Below are 18268 nucleotides of genomic sequence, written 5' to 3'. Positions count from 1 at the left end.
CGCCCTGTGGGACCACACCAGTGGGAGCGGGCTTGCTCGCGTCAGTCAGTACCCGAATTTGTCCCGCAACCCATAATACCAGGCCCCCAGCGCCGCAAACGGCGTGCGCAACAGCTGCCCACCCGGAAACGGATAATGGGGCAGGTCGGCAAACGCATCAAAACGCTCAGCCTGGCCGCGCAACGCCTCGGCCAGCACCTTGCCCGCCAGATGCGTATACGTCACCCCATGGCCGCTGCAGCCCTGGGAGTAGTAGATGTTGTCCCCAAGTCGCCCCACCTGTGGCAATCGCGACAAGGTCAGCAGGAAATTCCCGGTCCAGGCGTAATCGATCTTCACATCCTTGAGCTGGGGAAACGCCTTGAGCATCTTCGGCCGAATGATCGCCTCGATGTTCGCCGGATCCCGCGCCCCGTACACCACGCCACCGCCGAAAACCAGGCGCTTGTCGGCGGTCAGGCGGTAGTAATCGAGCAGGTAATTACAGTCCTCCACGCAGTAGTCCTGCGGCAACAAAGTGCTGGCCAGCGCATCGCCCAATGGCGCAGTGGTAATGACCTGAGTCCCGCAAGGCATCGACTTGGCCGCCAGTTCCGGCACCAGGTTGCCCAGATAGGCATTGCCGGCGACGATAATGAACTTGGCCCTGACCTTGCCCTGCGGCGTGTGCACCACCGGGCTGGCGCCGCGCTCGATCCGCACCGCCGGCGATTGCTCATAAATAGTCCCGCCCAGAGACTCCACCGCAGCGGCTTCACCCAAGGCCAGGTTTAACGGATGAATGTGCCCGCCGCTCATGTCGAGCATGCCGCCGACATACTGATCGCAAGCCACCACCTGGCGAATACGCGCCTGATCCATCAGCTCCAGCTGCGTATGCCCAAAGCGCTCCCACAAACGCTTCTGCGCCTCCAGATGGCCCATCTGCTTGGCCGTGATGGCAGCGAACACGCCGCCGTCCTTCAGGTCGCACTGGATATTATATTTGGCCACCCGCTCGCGAATGATCCGTCCGCCCTCGAACGCCATCTGCCCCAGCAGTTGAGCCTGCTTGGGCCCGACGGTGCGTTCGATCACATCGATATCGCGGCTGTAACTGTTAACGATCTGCCCACCGTTGCGCCCGGAAGCACCAAAACCTACCTTGGCGGCCTCCAGCACCGTGACCTTAAAACCGTTCTCCAGCAGGAACAGGGCAGAGGACAAGCCGGTATACCCGGCGCCGATCACACAGACATCAGTCTCTACTTCCTCCTGCAAAGCCGGGCGCGGCGGAGCCGCATTGGCCGATGCGGCGTAATAGGACTCTGGGTAAGGAGTGTTCGCCATCCTGCTGCCTCTGTTTAATATATTTTACGAGTCCCCCGATCCTACCCGAGTTGAAAAACCCTCGCCAGCCACCGGAAAATCTTCCTCGCAGCAGCAAAATTAAATATTTTGCATATTCATAGGGTTAGCGCGAAAAAAGGTGTTGACACCCCTCCGGAATTCCGTAGAATGCCGCCTCACAGCAGGCACGTAGCTCAGTTGGTTAGAGCACCACCTTGACATGGTGGGGGTCGTTGGTTCGAGTCCAATCGCGCCTACCAAACAAAATCCGCTCTGCTGGGCGGTCTAGAAAGGCTCACCGAAAGGTGGGCCTTTTTTTGTTGCCTGGGATTTGCGAAACTTTTGCAAATCCCACCTCAGAACGCCAGTTCAGAGAGTGGGTTGCCGATGGTAGCGCACACGGTCTTGAACCGACCGCGGGCAACGGGCTGGAAAGATGCGGTGCGACCAGTCGACCCGACTGCACCTGACGAGAGGGCGGGAGCTACATGGACGAGCTAAGCGTTTTCAAGAATCCCCACTGGGCGGTGACTCATCGCAGAGATGCCCGTTACGACGGCTACTTGATCATTTCATCTGAAGAGACGGCATCAGGGCTCAGCGGTTTGAGTCATGCAGCCCTGGCGTCTTTAGGTTCGGTAATGAAAGCGGTCGAGCTTCTATTGACCAAGGCGTACGCACCCTACAAAGTAGTGTTCTACAAGCTAGGGTTCTCACCGGGTTTCAACGTCCACTTTCATGTCGCTCCAGTCTCGCAAGCGTTGCTGGCAGAGATATCAAATCACCCCGGGTATTCCGACAACCCTGACGGTAATGACGCCATTGTTTTTCTTAGTCGGGAATACTGCGAACGGTCACTGAGCGCTGACGAAATAGAAAAGCAGCTTTCGGCAGTTTGTCTGCTTAAAGGGCTTTTTGACCAAGACCCAACAGGGTCAGAATAATCTTAAGGCCCGCGATAGGTGGCCCAGTTTACCGAATCTGCGATTTTCATCCCCTCAACTTGATTCAACTGGGTGAATGAATCTGTCATCTTGAACAGCTGGCATAGCTGGCATAGCTGGCGCTGCGGTCACCGCCCTCTGGAGCGGGCGACTGGCGATCAGGCGGCGAGGCAACCACATCCTCAAAACGTCTAAGTTCATGGAACATCCCGCACCTTTGAAGGAGCAACTCATGTCCAAATCTCGCTCATTGATTGCCGCTTTAACCTGTTTTGCACTGGTCTGCGGCCCGGCGACTACGTGGGCCGACCCTGGTAATGGGAAAGGTCAGGGAAAGGGGCAAGGAAATTCGCCAAACGGCCAGGTCCATGGGAACCAGCAAGGGCTTGGGGACAAAGGTAAAAATACCGGGGGTGATTGGAGTAATGGCCCAAGCATTGATCGCGGTAGCGTGCTCGGTATTTTGGGTGGCAATCGGGGCTACTGGAGCCCCGGCCCGACTTTACCACCCGGTATTCAAAAGAACCTCGCCAGGGGCAAACCCCTGCCACCCGGCATTGCGAAAAAACTCGATGGTCGATTGGTCGGCAGACTGCCGCATTACGATGGATATGAATGGCAGCAAGCGGGCACTGACCTGATATTGGTCGCGCTGGCCACCGGAGTCATCTTCGAAATTCTCAACGGGGCATTTGATTAGTGCCGGAATGTCGAGTGGGAGCGTAAGAAACGGAGCCCCTGCAACCTTGCGCCTGGTGGATGTTCCGGGGGAGGTACAGGCGACATTGATGACGACCTGCAAGTGGGCCGGGAAGATGGACCGTCAGTCTTGGTTAACTGAGAATCAAGGCCAGCCATTGATCCCACCAGAACACCATGGAAATTAATGCCAGGCCACAGGCGCCCGCAAACGCGAGGCAAACCCAATCTGAAACCACCATGCGCAGAATCATTGTTACCACTCCTCTTGGCGGGACCTGGACTCAGGTTAGTTGAACTTCTGCGCATTGAGGCTGTCCGAGCAGACCATTTCGGTATCCTCAGAGGCGTGGGCGACGAAAGGGCGACACGCCTCAGTCGATTCGGGCCTGGCTCAACGCATGGTGCAGCTTGTCCCGCAGCACGTGCTCACTGAAGGGCTTCTGCAACACGGCTGAGGCTTCCAGCCCCAGTACGTCCACGTCCGCGTAGCCGGTGACGAACAGCACGGGCACTTCGGGGGTCCGCTCCCTGATCAGTTGCGCCAGCTCGCCGCCGGTCATGCCCGGCATCGCGAAGTCGGTCACCACCACGTCGATCCCCGGCCCGAGCTTTTCCAGTGCCTGTATCCCGTCCTGTGCCTCTTCAACGCTGTAGCCCAGTGATTCAAGCATCTGCACGGTGACCGCGCGGACTGCAGGGTCATCGTCGACCAGGAGTACGGTGCGACCCTCAGCCACAGCCTGGGGCACCATTTCCGGCGGAGCTTCTACCGCAGCTGCGGCGGTTTTTTCCACGCAGGGCAGGTACACCATGACTTTGGTGCCCACTCCCAGTTGTGTCTCGATTCTCACGCCGCCGCCGGACTGCTTGGCAAAACCGAACACCTGCGCCAGGCCAAGGCCTGAGCCCTTGCCGACTTCCTTGGTGGTGAAGAACGGTTCGAAGGCCTTGAGCAAGGTGTCGTCGCTCATGCCGCTGCCCGAGTCCTGGATGGACAGGACTGCGTAGCGGCCTGGCTCCGGGTCTTCAGGGCGAACCGCAGGCTCGGTGATTTCGGCGTTAAAAGTCGAAAAGCACAGGGTGCCACCCATTGCCATGGCATCCCGGGCATTGATGGCGAGGTTGAGGATGATCATTTCCGTCTGGGTCGGGTCGCCCATGGCGTGCCACAGCTCTGGGCACAGTTCGCTCTTGATCCAGATGCTGCCGCCCAGTGCTCGCGCCAGCAGGCTGCCCATGCCGCGGATGGTGTCGTTGAGGCTCAGAACCACAGGTTCCAGGCGTTGCCGGCGCGAAAACGAGAGCAGTTGTGCGGTCAGCCGGGCGCCACGCTCGCCGGCCTCGATGACGTTTTGCAGGCGGCGGGTGGTCTTGTCCAGCGTGCCTTTCTCGACGTCGCGGATGGCAAAAGCGGTGCTGGTCAGGATCACCGTCAGCAAGTTGTTGAAGTCGTGCGCCACGCCAGCGGTGAGTTGCCCGACAACCTCCAGGCGCTGCATCTGTTGCAGTGCAGCCTCAACCCGCTCGCGTTCCTGGATCTGGTCGCGCAGCCGCTGGTTGGCTGAGGCCAGTTCGTCGACGACAGCGCGCTCTTCGGTGATGTCGCGCACGGCGGCATACATCAGTCCGTTTTCCGGCACGATGGTCCAAGACAGCCAGCGGTAGTCGCCGCACAAGTGGCGCATGCGATTGACGAAGCGGGTGGAGACGTTACCGCGGGCGATGCTTTCGGTTTCGCGTACGGTCGCCTCGAGGTCCTCGGGGTGGATCAGTTCCCACAAGCGCATCTGGCTGATCTGTTCATGGGACCAGCCCAGCGCGGCTTTCCAGGCCGGGTTGAAGGCAATGGGGGTCATGTCCAGGCGCAACACGGCCAGCAGCTCCCGGGACAGTTCCCAGGTGCGGTCGCGTTCGCGGGTGCGCTGCTCGACCCGCTGCCCGAGTGCCTCATTGAGCTCCACCAGCTCTTCAGTCGCGCGTTTGCGTTCGCTGATGTCTTGCATGACCCCGGTGAAACGCACGCATTGACCGTTCTCGAACACCGAGCGGCCATTGGAAAAAATCCAGCGCTGGCGACCGCCCTGCAGGATGACCCGGTACTCGACCTGATAATCCGCCTGGGCGGTCATGGCTTCCTGGACTTTGCCTTCAACCAGCAAGCGGTCGTCGGGGTGACAGCGGTCCAGCAGATAAGCCAGGTCAATCGTCGCAGTCGGCGGCAGCTCGTACAGCGCTTTGCAGCGCTCGTCCCAGAGCAATCGACCGGTGCTGGGTTCAAGCTCCCACACGCCCATTTCCGCCGCCTCGATCGCCAGCCGCGCACGGGCCTCGACCTCCTGCAGGGCGGCTTCGGCCACCAGCCGCTGCTTGCGCTCGCGCACTTCCGAAACGGCACGGCGCACGGCCTTGGGCAGCATCTTGAGGTTTTGCTTGAGGACGTAATCCACCGCTCCCAGGCGAATCATCTCCACGGCCTGGTGTTCACCGAACATGCCGGAGAGAAAGATGAAGGGAGTCTGTGGGGCGATTTGCTGGGCGATCTGCAGCACATCTGCGCCGGAAGACCCCGGCAGCAGGTAGTCGCACAGCACTACATCGTAGCTGCCCTGGTCGAGGGCCTGTTTGGCCCCTTTATGGTTGTGAACCAGGGTCGAATCGACCTCGATGCCACTTGCCTCCAGGGTCAGCACAATCAACTCGGCGTCGTGAGGGCTGTCTTCGATCAGGAGGATTTTCAGCGTGTTCAGTGGCATGTAGTTCAGCTGTGCATGTTCATCGAATGATCAGGAATTAGAGCGGCGCACGGTTCTGACAGAGCCCGGTGGCGGTTCGTTCAGCACCGCCCAGAAAATTCCCAGGTCGGAAATGGCGCCCACGAATTCCTTGAATTCCACGGGCTTGACCACGTAGGCGTTGACGCCCAACTGGTAGGCGCGCGACAGGTCCGGCTCTTCCCGGGAGGACGTCAGCATGACCACCGGGATGCTGCGCAGTTCTTCAGCCGAGCGAATCGCCTCCAGCACCTGCAGGCCATCGACTTTCGGCAACTTCAGGTCCAGCAGCAGCACGGCCGGGTTACCGTCGGCACGACCGGAGTGGGCGTTGCGGCGGAACAGATAGTCCAGCGCCTCGGCGCCATCCCTGACGACCACTACGTCGTTGGCCAGTTGGCTGCGCTCAAGGGCGACCAGTGTCAGCTCGAGGTCGTTGGGATCGTCTTCTACTAGCAGGATCGGTTTAAGCATGGCGGTTTCTCTGTGTCATCGAGCGACTGGGCTCAGGTGTTTTTTTGGAAGGGTGATCGAGAACGTGGCGCCCTGGTCGAGGACACCCTCGGCCTTGACGGTTCCGCCGTGGCGCTCGACGATCCGCCTGACGTTGGCCAGGCCGATGCCGGTTCCCTCGAACTCATCCATGCGGTGCAAGCGCTGGAATACGCCGAACAGTTTGCCGGCGTACTGCATGTCGAAGCCCACTCCGTTATCCCTGATGCTTACAGTCACGGTGTCGGCTGTCTCGGCCGCCGTGATTTCAATCACGGCGACTGCTTCATTGCGGGTGTACTTGATGGCGTTGGCGACCAGGTTGCGCATGGCCAGGTGCAGGAACGCGGGGTCGGCCACGATGATCGGCAGCTCGCCGGTGATCCATTCGATCGTCCGGCCTTGGTACTCCGGCTCCATTTCCCGCTTGATCGACTCGATCATCGCGGCGAGGTTGACTTCGGAAAGGCGCATGGCCGAGCGACCCATCTGCGAGAAACTCAGCAGGTTGTCGACCAGTGTCCCGGCAAATTTTGCCGACTCGCCAATGGTGCCGAGGAAGCGTTGGCCGCGCTCGGTCAGGTTGGCCTGTTCCATGTCCGTGAGCAGCTCGGCGTAACCGGCGATATGCCGCAGCGGGGCGCGCAGGTCATGGGAGACGCTGTAGGAGAACGCCTCGAGCTCCTTGTTGGAGCGCTTCAATTCGGTGGCCATCTGCGCCAGCTCTTCCGCCTTGCGCAGGACGATGCCCAGCACCGCCAGGCGCAACTCGGCGACGCCTTCGATCTCGGTTTCGTCCCACGGCGTGGAATAGCCCTCTACTGTCTGGTGCCACTTGGCAAAACTCTGGCGCGGCGAGAGTGAGCCGCTGACATCCACCACTTTCTCCGGCTTGCCCGCCCAGTGCACCACATGGGTCTGCTCGGGCTTGAACCACAGGATGTAGTTGGAGTGCACTTCGGAAATCGATACCGCCAGCACACCGCCGATGGATTTGGCGAGGCCAGGCAGGTTCGGGATGTCACGGCCGACATTGTCGCTGTGAAATACGTCCGAGCCCTGGCGATTGTTCAGCCAGGTGGCGAGCGCATGTACCTGATTTTGCGGTGGAGTGAGACCGTACAGGTCGCACTCGGTATCGGACACCACCGCCGCACCGCTGGCGCCGACGAAACCCAGAAATACGTCGGGCAAGGATTTCAGGCCGTTGAGCACGCTGTCGTGATCGGCCATGGCCCCGAGCATCTGCACGATCTGCTTTCTCAGGCTGAGCATTTTCTGGCTGCGCAGGTGGGCGCCCTTGGTCTCGACCTGCAGCGACAACACCCGGCCCAGCAGTTCGCACGCGGTACGGGTCTGGAAGCTCACATCCCGTGGCGCATGGTTGTGGCAGGAAATCAGCCCCCACAGTTGGCCATTCATGACAATGGAAATGGACATCGAGGCACCGGTGCCCATGTTGCGCATGTAATGCAGGTGCACCGGGGAAACGCTGCGCAGCGTGGCAAAGCTCAAGTCCAGCGGTTGCCCGGTGGCGGGGTTGTGCGCGGGGATGATCGGCGAGGGTGCGTAGTCGACGTCAGCGATGATGCGAATGCGGTTGGCGCAGTAAAGTTCGCGGGCCTGCTGCGGAATGTCGGAGGCCGGAAAGCATAGCCCCAGGTATTTGTCGTAGCCATCGTCAGCCAGTTCGGCGTTGACCACGCCATTGCCTTCCTTATCGAACCGGTACGCGTTCACCCGGCCATAGCCGGTGATGCGCTTGATGAACCCGACGGAGCGCAGGCACAACTCATCCACGCTTTCGTCTTCGCGCATCTGGCTGATGAACGAACGAATCAGCGGGTACAACCGGCCATGGGCGCTTGAGGCATCACTGGCGGGCTCGAACTCGGCAATCAGCACGCCGTCGTTACGATGCAGCATCATCGCGAACAACTGACCGGCCCGTTCACCTTGGATCAGCGTGGTGTCGCCGACATGAAACGCTTGCAGCTGATCTTCGTCCAGGTCGCTCAACTGATCGACGAAGGCCGAACCGCTCTTTACCAGGTCATCGAGGTGCATGCCCAGCAGTTGCGAAGGGGCTATTTCGATCCAGTCAGTCACGTTCTCGCTGACCTGCACCACCGTCATGCTGGCCTCGTCGATCACCAGCAGAAAACCTTGGGGCTGAATGCTGCCCGGGGTCCTGATGGGTTCGCGGGCGCAGTTTTCGATAGCGGCCTGGAGGTCGGCAGCGATTGCGGTTGTGGTCAAAATCTTCCCCTTTAAGGCGTTAAAAGCGGTTGGCGTTTGCCTGGCTGAGCTTTAGGTCGCCAAATCCATTCGCTTTAAAAAGTGCACGACACATTAGCAAAAAAAACCGGGCAGCAGGGGTGCCGGGCTGTCCTGATCTAAACATTACGACCAGCCGCCTGCGCGTTTGTTCGCCTGGTTGCGCTCGTGCCATTTTGCCAAGCGGGGCTTTTACGCGCAGGCGCGAGATCGCGAGCCGGCTGGGCCTCGACGCCAGCAAGGGGGCAGCATTCCTCCAAGTCTATGGCGCCGCCACCGGCCGCCGCTGGCGGGAGTTCATTGGCCACCTGGGTGCTGCAACCCTTGAGGCACCCGCACGTGACCGCGCAGTGACGGCAGCCCGGCATACCTTTGCCTGCTTCGAACGCTGGCTGGACAGCGCCTGGGTATTGTTCCCCGCCGGGGAGGAGGCACGCCAGGCCGCGATGGGCTACTACTGACAGACCGATCATTGGTGCTGACAGGGGTATTTCGATGCTGACTCACTGGTTGCTGGCTGCGATTCATCTATTAGCGTATGCGCTTGGCTTTTGGGCCGTATTGTCCCGGGGGACGGCGTTTCGGCGACTGGCGGCGGGCACGGGAGAGGCACGCAGCGTGCTGATTGCCGATAATCTTTGGGGGCTCAGCGCTCTGGTGCTGCTGGTGACGGGTGTTATGCGCGCCTTTGCAGGCTTCGAGAAGGGCACTGACTACTATCTGCACCAGCCGTTGTTTCACCTGAAGATGACGCTCTTCGTGCTGATCCTGCTATTGGAGCTGGCGCCGATGATCACGTTGATCAAATGGCGAATTGCACGAGGAAGGGGCGGGGCAGTAGACACTGGGCGTGCAAAGCTGTTCGCACGAATCAGTCATGTGGAGGCGTTGCTGGTATTGCTGATGGTGGTGGCGGCCACAGGGATGGCGCGAGGGGTGACCTTTGCGTAGCCAGCTTTGGGTCAGGTGCGTTGCACTGGAATTCTAGCCAGCCGAAGCTCAGGGGCGAACGGGCTGGCTACTGGGTGCCGCAAGATCAGTTTTGTGGCTTGTCCGGTGCGGTCAGGCCAGCCTGAATGCGCTGGTAGATCTCTTCGCGATGAACCGCGACGTCCTTTGGGGCGTTGATGCCAATCCTGACTTGTTGGCCGCTGACGCCGAGGATGGTGATCGTAATGTCATCACCAATGTTTATGCTTTCACCGACTTTGCGGGTGAGTATCAGCATGGTCTTCTCCTTGATTGCTTTGTAGGGCACCTGATTCGAACAGTGCAGAGGTCGGTGGTACGTATAGATTAGTGCGAAGTCTCACAGTTTGGGTGCCTCTTTCTGACGCGCAGATGCAGCATTAATTCCCAAGGCGTAACTATACAGAGGCCGCACCCATCATTCTCGTTGTTTTATCTCGATTTTTCGGCCCTAAAGAACTATTCATGAATGCTAAAATGCGTGCTTTAGGCATTCAGAGGGACAACTCGTGCGCAAATGGGTCTGGGTAGTGGCAATACTGGCGTTGGCAGGGTGCGATCAAGGCAAGCGCGGCGACGTGCCACCGCCGAAGCCGACAGTCGCCACGACGCCGGCCGCAGCTGCCGCGCCACAGTGGGATCTGGAAGTTCGGGGCGAGATCACCCAGGCCGTCAGCGACCTGAGCGGCTGGTTGATCGAGCACAGTTTTGTTTCCAGCGTGGTCAGGGAAAACGGCAAGACCCGTATCCTGATGGGCCCCTATGGTTCCGAGGCTGAGGCCAAGGCCAAGCAAGCCGAAGTGCAGGCCGCGCTGGTGCGGGCGAAAAAACAGAACATCGAATTGCTGGTGATCGAGCGTCCGCTGAGTCAGTAAGACACCCATGCACTTTGCAGGAGCGAGCTTGCCGCAGGCGGCGTGCCGACGAAGAACCAACGGGCACCGCGTTTTCCAGGCTTCACGCGTTATCGTTGAGGTTCTTCGCGAGCGAGCTCGCTCCTACAAAGTTCGGTGTTCAATCAGCCGCAGGCTTTCAGGTCGACCGGGCCGACGAACTCATTGCCGCGTCCCATCACACACGCCACCGTCTGGTTGCGCTGGCTTTCCCAGGCCTGTACCGGGTAGGTCTTGTTCCAGGCTTCGTAGAGCTGCCGATCCTGCCTGGACAGGCGCAACCCGTACTGTTTGCTCATGTAGAAGTAAGTGCGTGCGATCATTCCGCGAATAGACGGGCGCGGCATGACTTTTTTCGCCTTGAAGTCGACCTGGGTCAGGCACGAGCCGTATTGCCCCGATTGCACCGGCAGCCAGCCGAAACTGAAGTTGCTGCGGTCGCCGTTCACTTCGCCGATGCTTGGCACCAGATTGTGCAGGTCGGCCTCGGCCTTCTGGTACACCGCGTCGTATCGGGTGCAGTTCTTGCGCCCACCTTCCTGCCAGCACTGGCGCTGATGACCGATCTCCCAGGCCGGCACGATATGCTCCCACTCGATGCGCGCGGCACGCTTGGCATTCTTGCGCGGCACGTAACCACAGGCGGACAGGTTGACCTTGTTGCCCGTGTACTTGCAGCCGCAATAGAACTCGGTCGATTGCGGTGCGTAGAGTTTCCAGGCGACTTTTTTGGCTTCGGAAAAGGTTCGCGGGGCGGCTGCCTGGGCGCCCATGGCGCACAACAGCAGCAGTAACGCTAAACAACGGACACTCATTGACTCAGTCTTCCTTCGGCACAACCCAAAAAATCTGCACGCCGCCATCGTCGCGGTAGGCGAGGGTGACGTTATCGTTTTCGTCGATTTCTTCGAGCAACTGCTCCCACTCGTCCACGGGTTCGTCGGGCAGGCGGAAGATCAGCGCGGCTTTGGCTTTCTGCGCGGTGGGGGAATTAATGATTTTCTGAACGCGCATGCCCATGCGTGCGTAGGAATCTGGAGCGGAGGAGGCGGTGGTCACGGAATTATCCTTATTAAGCTGTACGAACATACAGTATTAAACTGTAGGAATTATCGCAACTGCTTAAAATTCAAGAAATTCCTCTGACAGCGGTTTTCGCCTTTTGGTGTAGGAAGGGGACAGGTTTTTTATCAGGCCCCTGACCCCTTGAGGAGAAGCCAGGGCTGCCCGACCGGAATCGGTCGGGCGACTAGGGATCAATACTCCCAGAACATCCGCTGCAGTTCTTTGCTGTCATTGGTCTTGGTCAGCGCGACCATGGCCAGGATGCGGGCTTTCTGCGGGTTCAGGTCGTGGGCCACCACCCAGTCGTTCTTGTCATCCGGTTGTTCAGCGTTACGCAATACGAAACCACCGGCATTGACGTGGGAAGAACGGATGATTTGCACGCCGTCCTTGCGCAGCGCCTGCAGGGCTGGAACGACGCGCGAAGACACCGAGCCATTGCCGGTACCGGCGTGGATGATGGCTTTGGCGCCAGATTGCGCCAGGGCCTTGTACGCGGTGTCGCTGACATTGCCGTAGGAATAGGCGATTTCAACGGCAGGCAAGCTCTTGATGTCCTTGATGTCAAATTCCGAATCCATGGTGTGACGCTTGGCCGGCAGGCGGAACCAGTAGGATTTGCCTTCGACTACCATGCCCAGCGGACCCCAGGCGCTCTTGAATGCTTCAGTCTTGATGTTGATCATTTTGCTGACGTCACGACCCGACTGGATCTCGTCGTTCATGGTCACCAGCACGCCTTTGCCTCGTGCGTCCTTGCTGCTGGCGACGGCCACGGCGTTGTACAGGTTGAGCATGCCATCAGCGGACATCGCAGTGCCCGGGCGCATGGAGCCGACGACGATAATCGGCTTGTCGGTTTTTTCCACCAGGTTGAGGAAGTAAGCGGTTTCTTCCAGGGTGTCGGTGCCGTGGGTGATGACGATGCCATCGACGTCGCTGCTGTCGGCCAGTTCCGCCACGCGGCGGCCCAGTTGCAGCAGGTTGTCGTTGGTGATGCTTTCGGAGGCGATTTGCATGACTTGTTCGCCACGCACATTGGCCAGCTGGCTCAGTTCCGGAACGCCGGCGATCAATTGCTCGATGCCGACTTTCGCCGCCTGGTAGGTGGCACTGTTGGCCGCGCTGGCGCCTGCGCCGGCGATGGTGCCGCCGGTGGCGAGGATCACCACGTTGGCCAGTTTCTGTTCGGTCTGGGTCTGGGCTTCTTTAGCCTGGAGCGCGGTAGGCAGGAGGAGGAGCAGGGCCAAAGTGCCCGGAACGAACGACTTAAGAGCAGATGTCATTATTTTTTTCTCTCTTGTGGTGAGACGGTGCTGATTGCAGGTCTTCCAAATGGCCTCGGCACACCTGAATGCCGGGGTGGGAGTGAGAGAGCAGGATCCATACCAGCTGTAATGTGTAACGAAATTATTTGTAACCTAATGATATGTAAAGAATATTTGTGTCATGAGCGCAAGCGTCTCAAACCAGCTCGTCCGGGCTTCCGAACAGGGATGGTTTTTTTGTTCGGTCTGCCGAAAGTCCCTGCACATCCTGTTGAAATAAGGGTTCAGCGCTCAATTCCTGCTCGCCCCCTAAAGAAACCGCTATCCCGGTCGATGCCCCTGTAATGGATCGTTTAAGAGGGATTGGAAATGTCGTTGACCGTCGCTTTGTCGAATGCGCGTGTGATCAATATTGGCAACAAGCCTGCGGACGCCGCTGTTAAAACAACAGCCGAAGCCACCGCGCAGGCTGCGACCCCAGAAGAGGGCGATAACAAACCCTTGAGCGTGGCACCTGCCCAGCAAGACGCCAAAGCCGAGAGCAGTAGCAGCAGCCAAAGTATTACGGTGCAGATGTTGCTCAAGCGCATGAAGGAGCTGCAGCAACAGTTGCGCGAACAACAGCAGCAATTGGCAGCGACCCAGGCCACCAAATTTGCCAACGAAGAAGCCAAGGCCACCGCGGTCATGGCGGTGCAACAGCGCATTGCCGACACCGCCGGGGCAATCGCCCAGGTGGCGGGCGCGCTGGCCAAGGCGCTGACTGAGGGTTCCACTACTGGCAGTATGGTCAGCACCTCGGTCTGACTTACGTCCTTTATGCGATCAGCATTGCCGGGCGTTGACAAATCTTTGCAGGGTTCGCATAGTTCGGTCTTCGCAAACGTTTGCGCAGTGTTCTGATAGCCTGTTCCTACAGAACGCTGTATAGCCTACGCCAGCGCAAGCGTTGCTCAGAATAATCATAAGATCGGAGTGAACCCATGAAGCTGCCATTCGCTGGACGCCTTCTCGCTGTCGCCATGCTGGCTGCCGCATCCGCCGCATTGCCCATCTCCTCGGCCTTCGCCGAAACCCCGGAAAAACCTAAAGTCGCGCTGGTCATGAAATCCCTGGCCAACGAATTCTTCCTGACCATGGAAGACGGCGCCAAGGCTTACCAGAAAGAACACTCCGCCGATTTCGACCTGATCTCCAACGGCATCAAGGACGAAACCGACACCGCCGGGCAAACCCGTATCGTCGAGCAAATGATCTTGGCAAAGGTCAATGCCCTGGTGATCGCGCCGTCGGATTCCAAGGCCATGGTGCCGGTGATCAAGAAAGCCATCGATGCCGGTATCACCGTGATCAACATCGATAACCAGCTGGACCCGGCCGTGGTCAAGAGCAAGAACATCAGCGTGCCCTTCGTGGGGCCGGACAACCGCAAAGGCGCACGCCTGGTCGGTGAGTACCTGGCCAAGCAGCTCAAGGCCGGTGACGAAGTCGGCATCATCGAAGGCGTGTCCACCACGACCAACGCCCAGGCCCGCACCGCAGGCTTCAAGGATGCAATGGAGGCGGCGCAAATCAAGGTGGTGTCCCTGCAGTCCGGCGACTGGGAAATTGACAAGGGCAACAAGGTAGCCGCTTCGATTCTCAGCGAGTATCCGCAGGTCAAGGCGCTGCTGGCCGGTAACGACAGCATGGCCGTTGGCGCGGTGTCTGCGGTACGTGCCGCGGGCAAGGCGGGCAAGGTCCAAGTGGTGGGTTACGACAACATCAACGCCATCCAGCCAATGCTCAAGGATGGTCGCGTCCTGGCCACCGCTGACCAGTTTGCCGCCAAGCAGGCGGTGTTCGGCATCGAGACTGCTTTGAAGATCATCAAGGGCGAGAAAGTCGACAGCGGCGCCAATGGCGTGATCGAAACCCCGGTCGAGCTGGTGACCAAGTAGTCCTTCTGGTGACGCAAGGTGCTCGCTCCTCGTGAGCGAGCGCATGGAGAGTTTTTATGTCAGTTTCCGCTGCGAACGCTGTCCTTTCGGTCAGCGGTATCGGCAAGACCTACGCCCAGCCTGTCCTCACCGGCATCGACCTGACGCTGATGCGCGGCGAAGTGCTGGCGCTGACCGGTGAAAACGGCGCAGGTAAAAGCACGCTGTCGAAGATCATCGGCGGGCTGGTGACGCCGACCACCGGGCAGATGCAGTTCCAGGGCCAGGATTACCGTCCCGGCAGCCGCACCCAGGCCGAAGAACTGGGCATCCGCATGGTGATGCAGGAACTCAATCTGCTGCCGACCCTGTCGGTGGCGGAAAACCTGTTCCTGCACAAGCTGCCGAGCACCGGTGGCTGGATCAGTCGCAAGCAATTACGCAAGGCGGCGATCGAGGCCATGGCGCAGGTCGGGCTCGACGCGATCGACCCGGACACCCTGGTCGGCGAGCTCGGCATCGGCCACCAGCAAATGGTCGAGATCGCGCGCAACCTGATCGGCGACTGCCACGTGCTGATTCTTGACGAACCGACGGCCATGCTCACGGCGCGGGAAGTCGAAATGCTCTTTGAACAGATCACCCGCCTGCAGGCACGCGGGGTGTCGATCATCTATATCTCGCACCGACTCGAAGAGCTGGCCCGTGTGGCGCAGCGCATCGCGGTGCTGCGCGACGGCAACCTGGTGTGCGTCGAGCCCATGGCCAACTACAACAGCGAGCAACTGGTCACGTTGATGGTCGGTCGCGAGCTGGGCGAACACATGGACATGGGCCCGCGCAAAATCGGCGCACCGGCGTTGACGGTCCGCAGCCTGACCCGTTCCGACAAGGTTCGCGACGTGTCCTTTGAAGTGCGCGCTGGCGAAATCTACGGCATTTCCGGGCTGATCGGGGCAGGGCGCACCGAACTGCTGCGGCTGATCTTCGGTGCCGATATTGCCGACAGCGGCACGGTGGCCCTGGGTTCGCCGGCGCAGGTGGTGAGTATCCGTTCGCCGGCCGACGCGGTCGGTCATGGCATTGCGCTGATCACCGAGGACCGCAAAGGCGAAGGCCTGCTGCTGACCCAGTCGATCAGCGCGAACATCGCCCTGGGCAACATGCCGGTGATTTCCCGCGGCGGCTTCGTCAACAACGGCGACGAGATGTCCCTGGCCCAGCGCCAGATCGACGCGATGCGTATCCGCAGCTCCAGCCCGACGCAACTGGTGTCGCAACTGTCCGGGGGCAACCAGCAAAAGGTCGTGATCGGCCGCTGGCTCGAGCGCGATTGCTCGGTGATGCTGTTCGACGAGCCAACCCGGGGCATCGACGTCGGCGCCAAGTTCGACATCTATGCCTTGCTGGGAGAATTGACCCGTCAGGGCAAGGCGCTGGTGGTGGTTTCCAGCGACCTGCGCGAATTGATGCTGATCTGCGACCGCATCGGCGTGCTGTCCGCCGGGCGCCTGATCGAGACGTTCGAACGCGATACCTGGACCCAGGATGATTTGCTTGCTGCCGCCTTTGCCGGCTACCAAAAACGTGATGCGTTGCTCAATGAAGCAGCGCCTAGGGACCCTCAATGAAAACTGCAACGTCTGTTGGCAAGCGAAGTGGCAACTTCTATGGCCTCGGTACTTATCTGGGCCTGGCCGGTGCCCTGTTGGCAATGATCGCGCTGTTCTCGGTGCTCAGCAGCCACTTCCTGTCTTATGACACCTTCAGCACCCTGGCCAACCAGATCCCCGACCTGATGGTGCTGGCGGTCGGCATGACGTTCGTGTTGATCATCGGCGGCATCGACCTGTCGGTAGGTTCGGTACTGGCACTGGCCGCATCGGCGGTCAGCGTGGCGATCCTCGGCTGGGGCTGGAGCGTACTGCCGGCGGCCTTGCTCGGCATGGCCATTGCTGCACTGGCCGGGACCATTACCGGCTCGATCACGGTAGCCTGGCGCATTCCGTCGTTCATCGTGTCCCTGGGCGTGCTGGAGATGGCGCGGGGTGTGGCGTATCAGATGACCGGTTCGCGCACCGCCTACATCGGCGACGCCTTTGCCTGGCTGTCCAACCCGATCGCCTTCGGCATCTCGCCCTCGTTCATCATCGCCTTGCTGATCATTATCATCGCCCAGGCCGTGCTGACCCGTACCGTGTTCGGTCGTTACCTGATTGGCATCGGCACCAACGAAGAAGCCGTGCGCCTGGCCGGGATCAATCCCAAGCCTTACAAGATCCTGGTGTTCAGCCTGATGGGGTTGCTGGCCGGGATTGCCGCGCTGTTCCAGATCTCGCGCCTGGAAGCGGCGGACCCGAATGCCGGTTCCGGCCTTGAGCTGCAGGTGATCGCGGCCGTGGTGATCGGCGGTACCAGCCTGATGGGCGGCCGGGGTTCGGTGATCAGTACCTTCTTTGGCGTGTTGATCATTTCCGTACTGGCCGCCGGGCTGGCGCAGATCGGCGCCACCGAGCCAACCAAGCGCATCATCACCGGTGCGGTCATCGTGATCGCGGTGGTGCTCGATACTTATCGCAGTCAGCGCGCAAGCCGGCGGACCTGAGTCATGGCAACCATCAAGGATGTCGCTGCCCTGGCGGGCATCTCCTACACCACGGTGTCCCACGTGGTGAACAAGAGCCGCCCGGTCAGCGAAGAAGTACGGATAAAGGTCGAGGCCGCCATCAAGACCCTCGACTATGTGCCGAGCGCGGTGGCGCGGTCGCTCAAGGCCAAGACCACGGCGACCATCGGCTTGCTGGTGCCCAACAGCCTCAACCCGTACTTCGCCGAGCTGGCGCGGGGGATCGAGGATTACTGCGAGCGCAATGGCTACTGCGTGATCCTGTGCAACTCCGACGATAACCCGGACAAGCAGCGCAGCTACCTGCGGGTACTTCTGGAAAAACGCATCGACGGCCTGATCGTGGCTTCGGCCGGCGGTGATGCCGGGCTGGCGGAAGGTCTTGCCGTCGTGCGCACGCCGATGGTGATCGTTGACCGTGGCCTGGAAGGCGTGAACGCCGACATGGTGCGCATCGATCACGAGTACGGCGCCTACCTGGCCACCCGGCACCTGCTGGAACTCGGGCATCGGGACATCGCCACGATTGGCGGCCCGGCGAGTACCAGCGTGGCGCAGATGCGCCTGGCCGGTTTCTGCAGGGCCCTGCGCGAGGCAGGCATTGAGGTGCCGGGCGAGCGCATGCTCGAAAGCGATTTTACCAGCACCGGCGGTTACGCTGCGGCGGCGCTGTTGCTGGAAACCAATCCACCCAGCGCCATCTTCGCCGGCAACGACATGATCGGCATCGGCGTACTGCGCGCGGCGGCAGAGCGCAACATTCGCGTACCGAGCGAGCTGTCGGTGATTGGCTTTGACGACATCCAGATGAGTCGTTACGTGTACCCGGCATTGACCACCGTCGGCCAGTCGATCCTGCAACTGGGCGAAATGGCAGCCGAAGTGCTGCTGCGCCGGATCGCCAGCCCGGCCATGGCCACCGACCAGCGGATCGTGACCCCCAGTATTGTCCTGCGAGAATCGACAGCGCCATTGGCGGGAGTCTTTGTCGAGTACCGCTGAACCCACCGCAT

At 60.2% G+C, this 18268-nt stretch carries 18 protein-coding genes and 1 tRNA gene; 11 read left to right on the top strand and 8 right to left on the bottom strand.

Features of this window, described 5'->3' with window-relative positions; genetic code table 11:
* Positions 1 to 45: 45 nt before the first annotated feature.
* Complete coding sequence (locus tag HYI44_RS22690; RefSeq protein ID WP_122838225.1) at positions 46 to 1329, bottom strand: NAD(P)/FAD-dependent oxidoreductase; 1284 nt, start codon at positions 1327 to 1329, stop codon at positions 46 to 48.
* A gap of 183 nt (positions 1330 to 1512) precedes the next feature.
* On the opposite strand from HYI44_RS22690, the gene HYI44_RS22685 reads away from it, so the two are divergent.
* The 3 genes from HYI44_RS22685 to HYI44_RS22675 all read left to right on the top strand — a co-directional run bounded on the left by HYI44_RS22685 (position 1513) and on the right by HYI44_RS22675 (position 2973).
* Positions 1513 to 1589: transfer RNA gene (locus tag HYI44_RS22685), tRNA-Val, on the top strand.
* Between the two features lie 228 nt (positions 1590 to 1817).
* Positions 1818 to 2273: a hypothetical protein gene (locus HYI44_RS22680; protein ID WP_225570580.1), complete on the top strand. Its 456-nt coding sequence runs from the start codon at positions 1818 to 1820 to the stop codon at positions 2271 to 2273.
* 232 nt (positions 2274 to 2505) lie between these two features.
* On the top strand, positions 2506 to 2973 hold the full coding sequence (locus HYI44_RS22675) for an anti-virulence regulator CigR family protein (protein ID WP_225570579.1): 468 nt from the start codon (positions 2506 to 2508) through the stop codon (positions 2971 to 2973).
* 373 nt (positions 2974 to 3346) lie between these two features.
* Here HYI44_RS22675 and HYI44_RS22670 read toward each other — a convergent pair whose 3' ends face one another.
* Genes HYI44_RS22670 through HYI44_RS22660 form a run of 3 tightly spaced genes read right to left on the bottom strand, consistent with a single transcriptional unit; the run spans position 3347 to position 8482 of the window.
* Positions 3347 to 5728: a hybrid sensor histidine kinase/response regulator gene (locus tag HYI44_RS22670; RefSeq protein WP_225570578.1), complete on the bottom strand. Its 2382-nt coding sequence runs from the start codon at positions 5726 to 5728 to the stop codon at positions 3347 to 3349.
* A 30-nt stretch (positions 5729 to 5758) separates the two neighbouring features.
* Positions 5759 to 6220 (bottom strand): response regulator, encoded by a 462-nt coding sequence (locus tag HYI44_RS22665; RefSeq protein ID WP_122838290.1) that lies wholly within the window; start codon positions 6218 to 6220, stop codon positions 5759 to 5761.
* A 15-nt stretch (positions 6221 to 6235) separates the two neighbouring features.
* On the bottom strand, positions 6236 to 8482 hold the full coding sequence (locus HYI44_RS22660; protein ID WP_374091355.1) for an ATP-binding protein: 2247 nt from the start codon (positions 8480 to 8482) through the stop codon (positions 6236 to 6238).
* A gap of 209 nt (positions 8483 to 8691) precedes the next feature.
* On the opposite strand from HYI44_RS22660, the gene HYI44_RS22655 reads away from it, so the two are divergent.
* Complete coding sequence (locus HYI44_RS22655) at positions 8692 to 8976, top strand: biliverdin-producing heme oxygenase (RefSeq protein WP_412548507.1); 285 nt, start codon at positions 8692 to 8694, stop codon at positions 8974 to 8976.
* 34 nt (positions 8977 to 9010) lie between these two features.
* Positions 9011 to 9466: a DUF2214 family protein gene (locus tag HYI44_RS22650; protein WP_225570577.1), complete on the top strand. Its 456-nt coding sequence runs from the start codon at positions 9011 to 9013 to the stop codon at positions 9464 to 9466.
* An 85-nt stretch (positions 9467 to 9551) separates the two neighbouring features.
* On the opposite strand, the gene csrA is transcribed toward HYI44_RS22650, so the two are convergent.
* Entirely contained in the window at positions 9552 to 9743 is a 192-nt protein-coding gene (gene csrA, locus HYI44_RS22645) for a carbon storage regulator CsrA (protein WP_045057924.1), read from the bottom strand.
* 250 nt (positions 9744 to 9993) lie between these two features.
* Here csrA and HYI44_RS22640 point away from each other — a divergent pair, with 250 nt between their 5' ends.
* Positions 9994 to 10359, top strand: coding sequence for a hypothetical protein (locus tag HYI44_RS22640; RefSeq protein WP_045057923.1), 366 nt, complete (start codon positions 9994 to 9996; stop codon positions 10357 to 10359).
* 143 nt (positions 10360 to 10502) lie between these two features.
* On the opposite strand, the gene HYI44_RS22635 is transcribed toward HYI44_RS22640, so the two are convergent.
* The 3 genes from HYI44_RS22635 to HYI44_RS22625 all read right to left on the bottom strand — a co-directional run bounded on the left by HYI44_RS22635 (position 10503) and on the right by HYI44_RS22625 (position 12728).
* On the bottom strand, positions 10503 to 11192 hold the full coding sequence (locus HYI44_RS22635) for an endonuclease (protein WP_225570576.1): 690 nt from the start codon (positions 11190 to 11192) through the stop codon (positions 10503 to 10505).
* A 4-nt stretch (positions 11193 to 11196) separates the two neighbouring features.
* A complete protein-coding gene (locus HYI44_RS22630; RefSeq protein ID WP_122838295.1) occupies positions 11197 to 11466 on the bottom strand; it encodes a DUF1654 domain-containing protein in 270 nt (89 codons plus the stop codon).
* A 167-nt stretch (positions 11467 to 11633) separates the two neighbouring features.
* Positions 11634 to 12728, bottom strand: coding sequence for an asparaginase (locus HYI44_RS22625; RefSeq protein ID WP_045057920.1), 1095 nt, complete (start codon positions 12726 to 12728; stop codon positions 11634 to 11636).
* A gap of 351 nt (positions 12729 to 13079) precedes the next feature.
* On the opposite strand from HYI44_RS22625, the gene HYI44_RS22620 reads away from it, so the two are divergent.
* The 5 genes from HYI44_RS22620 (at position 13080) to HYI44_RS22600 (ending at position 18257) form a co-directional block, all read left to right on the top strand.
* The gene (locus tag HYI44_RS22620; protein WP_122838296.1) at positions 13080 to 13517 is read left to right on the top strand and encodes a hypothetical protein; all 438 of its coding nucleotides are present in this window, start codon (positions 13080 to 13082) and stop codon (positions 13515 to 13517) included.
* A 176-nt stretch (positions 13518 to 13693) separates the two neighbouring features.
* Positions 13694 to 14650: a sugar ABC transporter substrate-binding protein gene (locus HYI44_RS22615; RefSeq protein ID WP_122838297.1), complete on the top strand. Its 957-nt coding sequence runs from the start codon at positions 13694 to 13696 to the stop codon at positions 14648 to 14650.
* Between the two features lie 56 nt (positions 14651 to 14706).
* A complete protein-coding gene (locus HYI44_RS22610; protein WP_225570575.1) occupies positions 14707 to 16260 on the top strand; it encodes a sugar ABC transporter ATP-binding protein in 1554 nt (517 codons plus the stop codon).
* Positions 16257 to 17234, top strand: coding sequence for an ABC transporter permease (locus tag HYI44_RS22605; RefSeq protein WP_122838299.1), 978 nt, complete (start codon positions 16257 to 16259; stop codon positions 17232 to 17234). Before HYI44_RS22610 ends, HYI44_RS22605 begins: the two co-directional genes overlap by 4 nt.
* A 3-nt stretch (positions 17235 to 17237) precedes the next feature.
* The gene (locus tag HYI44_RS22600; protein ID WP_225570574.1) at positions 17238 to 18257 is read left to right on the top strand and encodes a LacI family DNA-binding transcriptional regulator; all 1020 of its coding nucleotides are present in this window, start codon (positions 17238 to 17240) and stop codon (positions 18255 to 18257) included.
* Positions 18258 to 18268 lie beyond the last annotated feature (11 nt).

This window comes from Pseudomonas sp. Y24-6, from assembly GCF_020295325.1.
GTDB lineage: Bacteria > Pseudomonadota > Gammaproteobacteria > Pseudomonadales > Pseudomonadaceae > Aquipseudomonas > Aquipseudomonas gregormendelii.
This window is presented reverse-complemented; position numbering and strand designations above follow the sequence as displayed.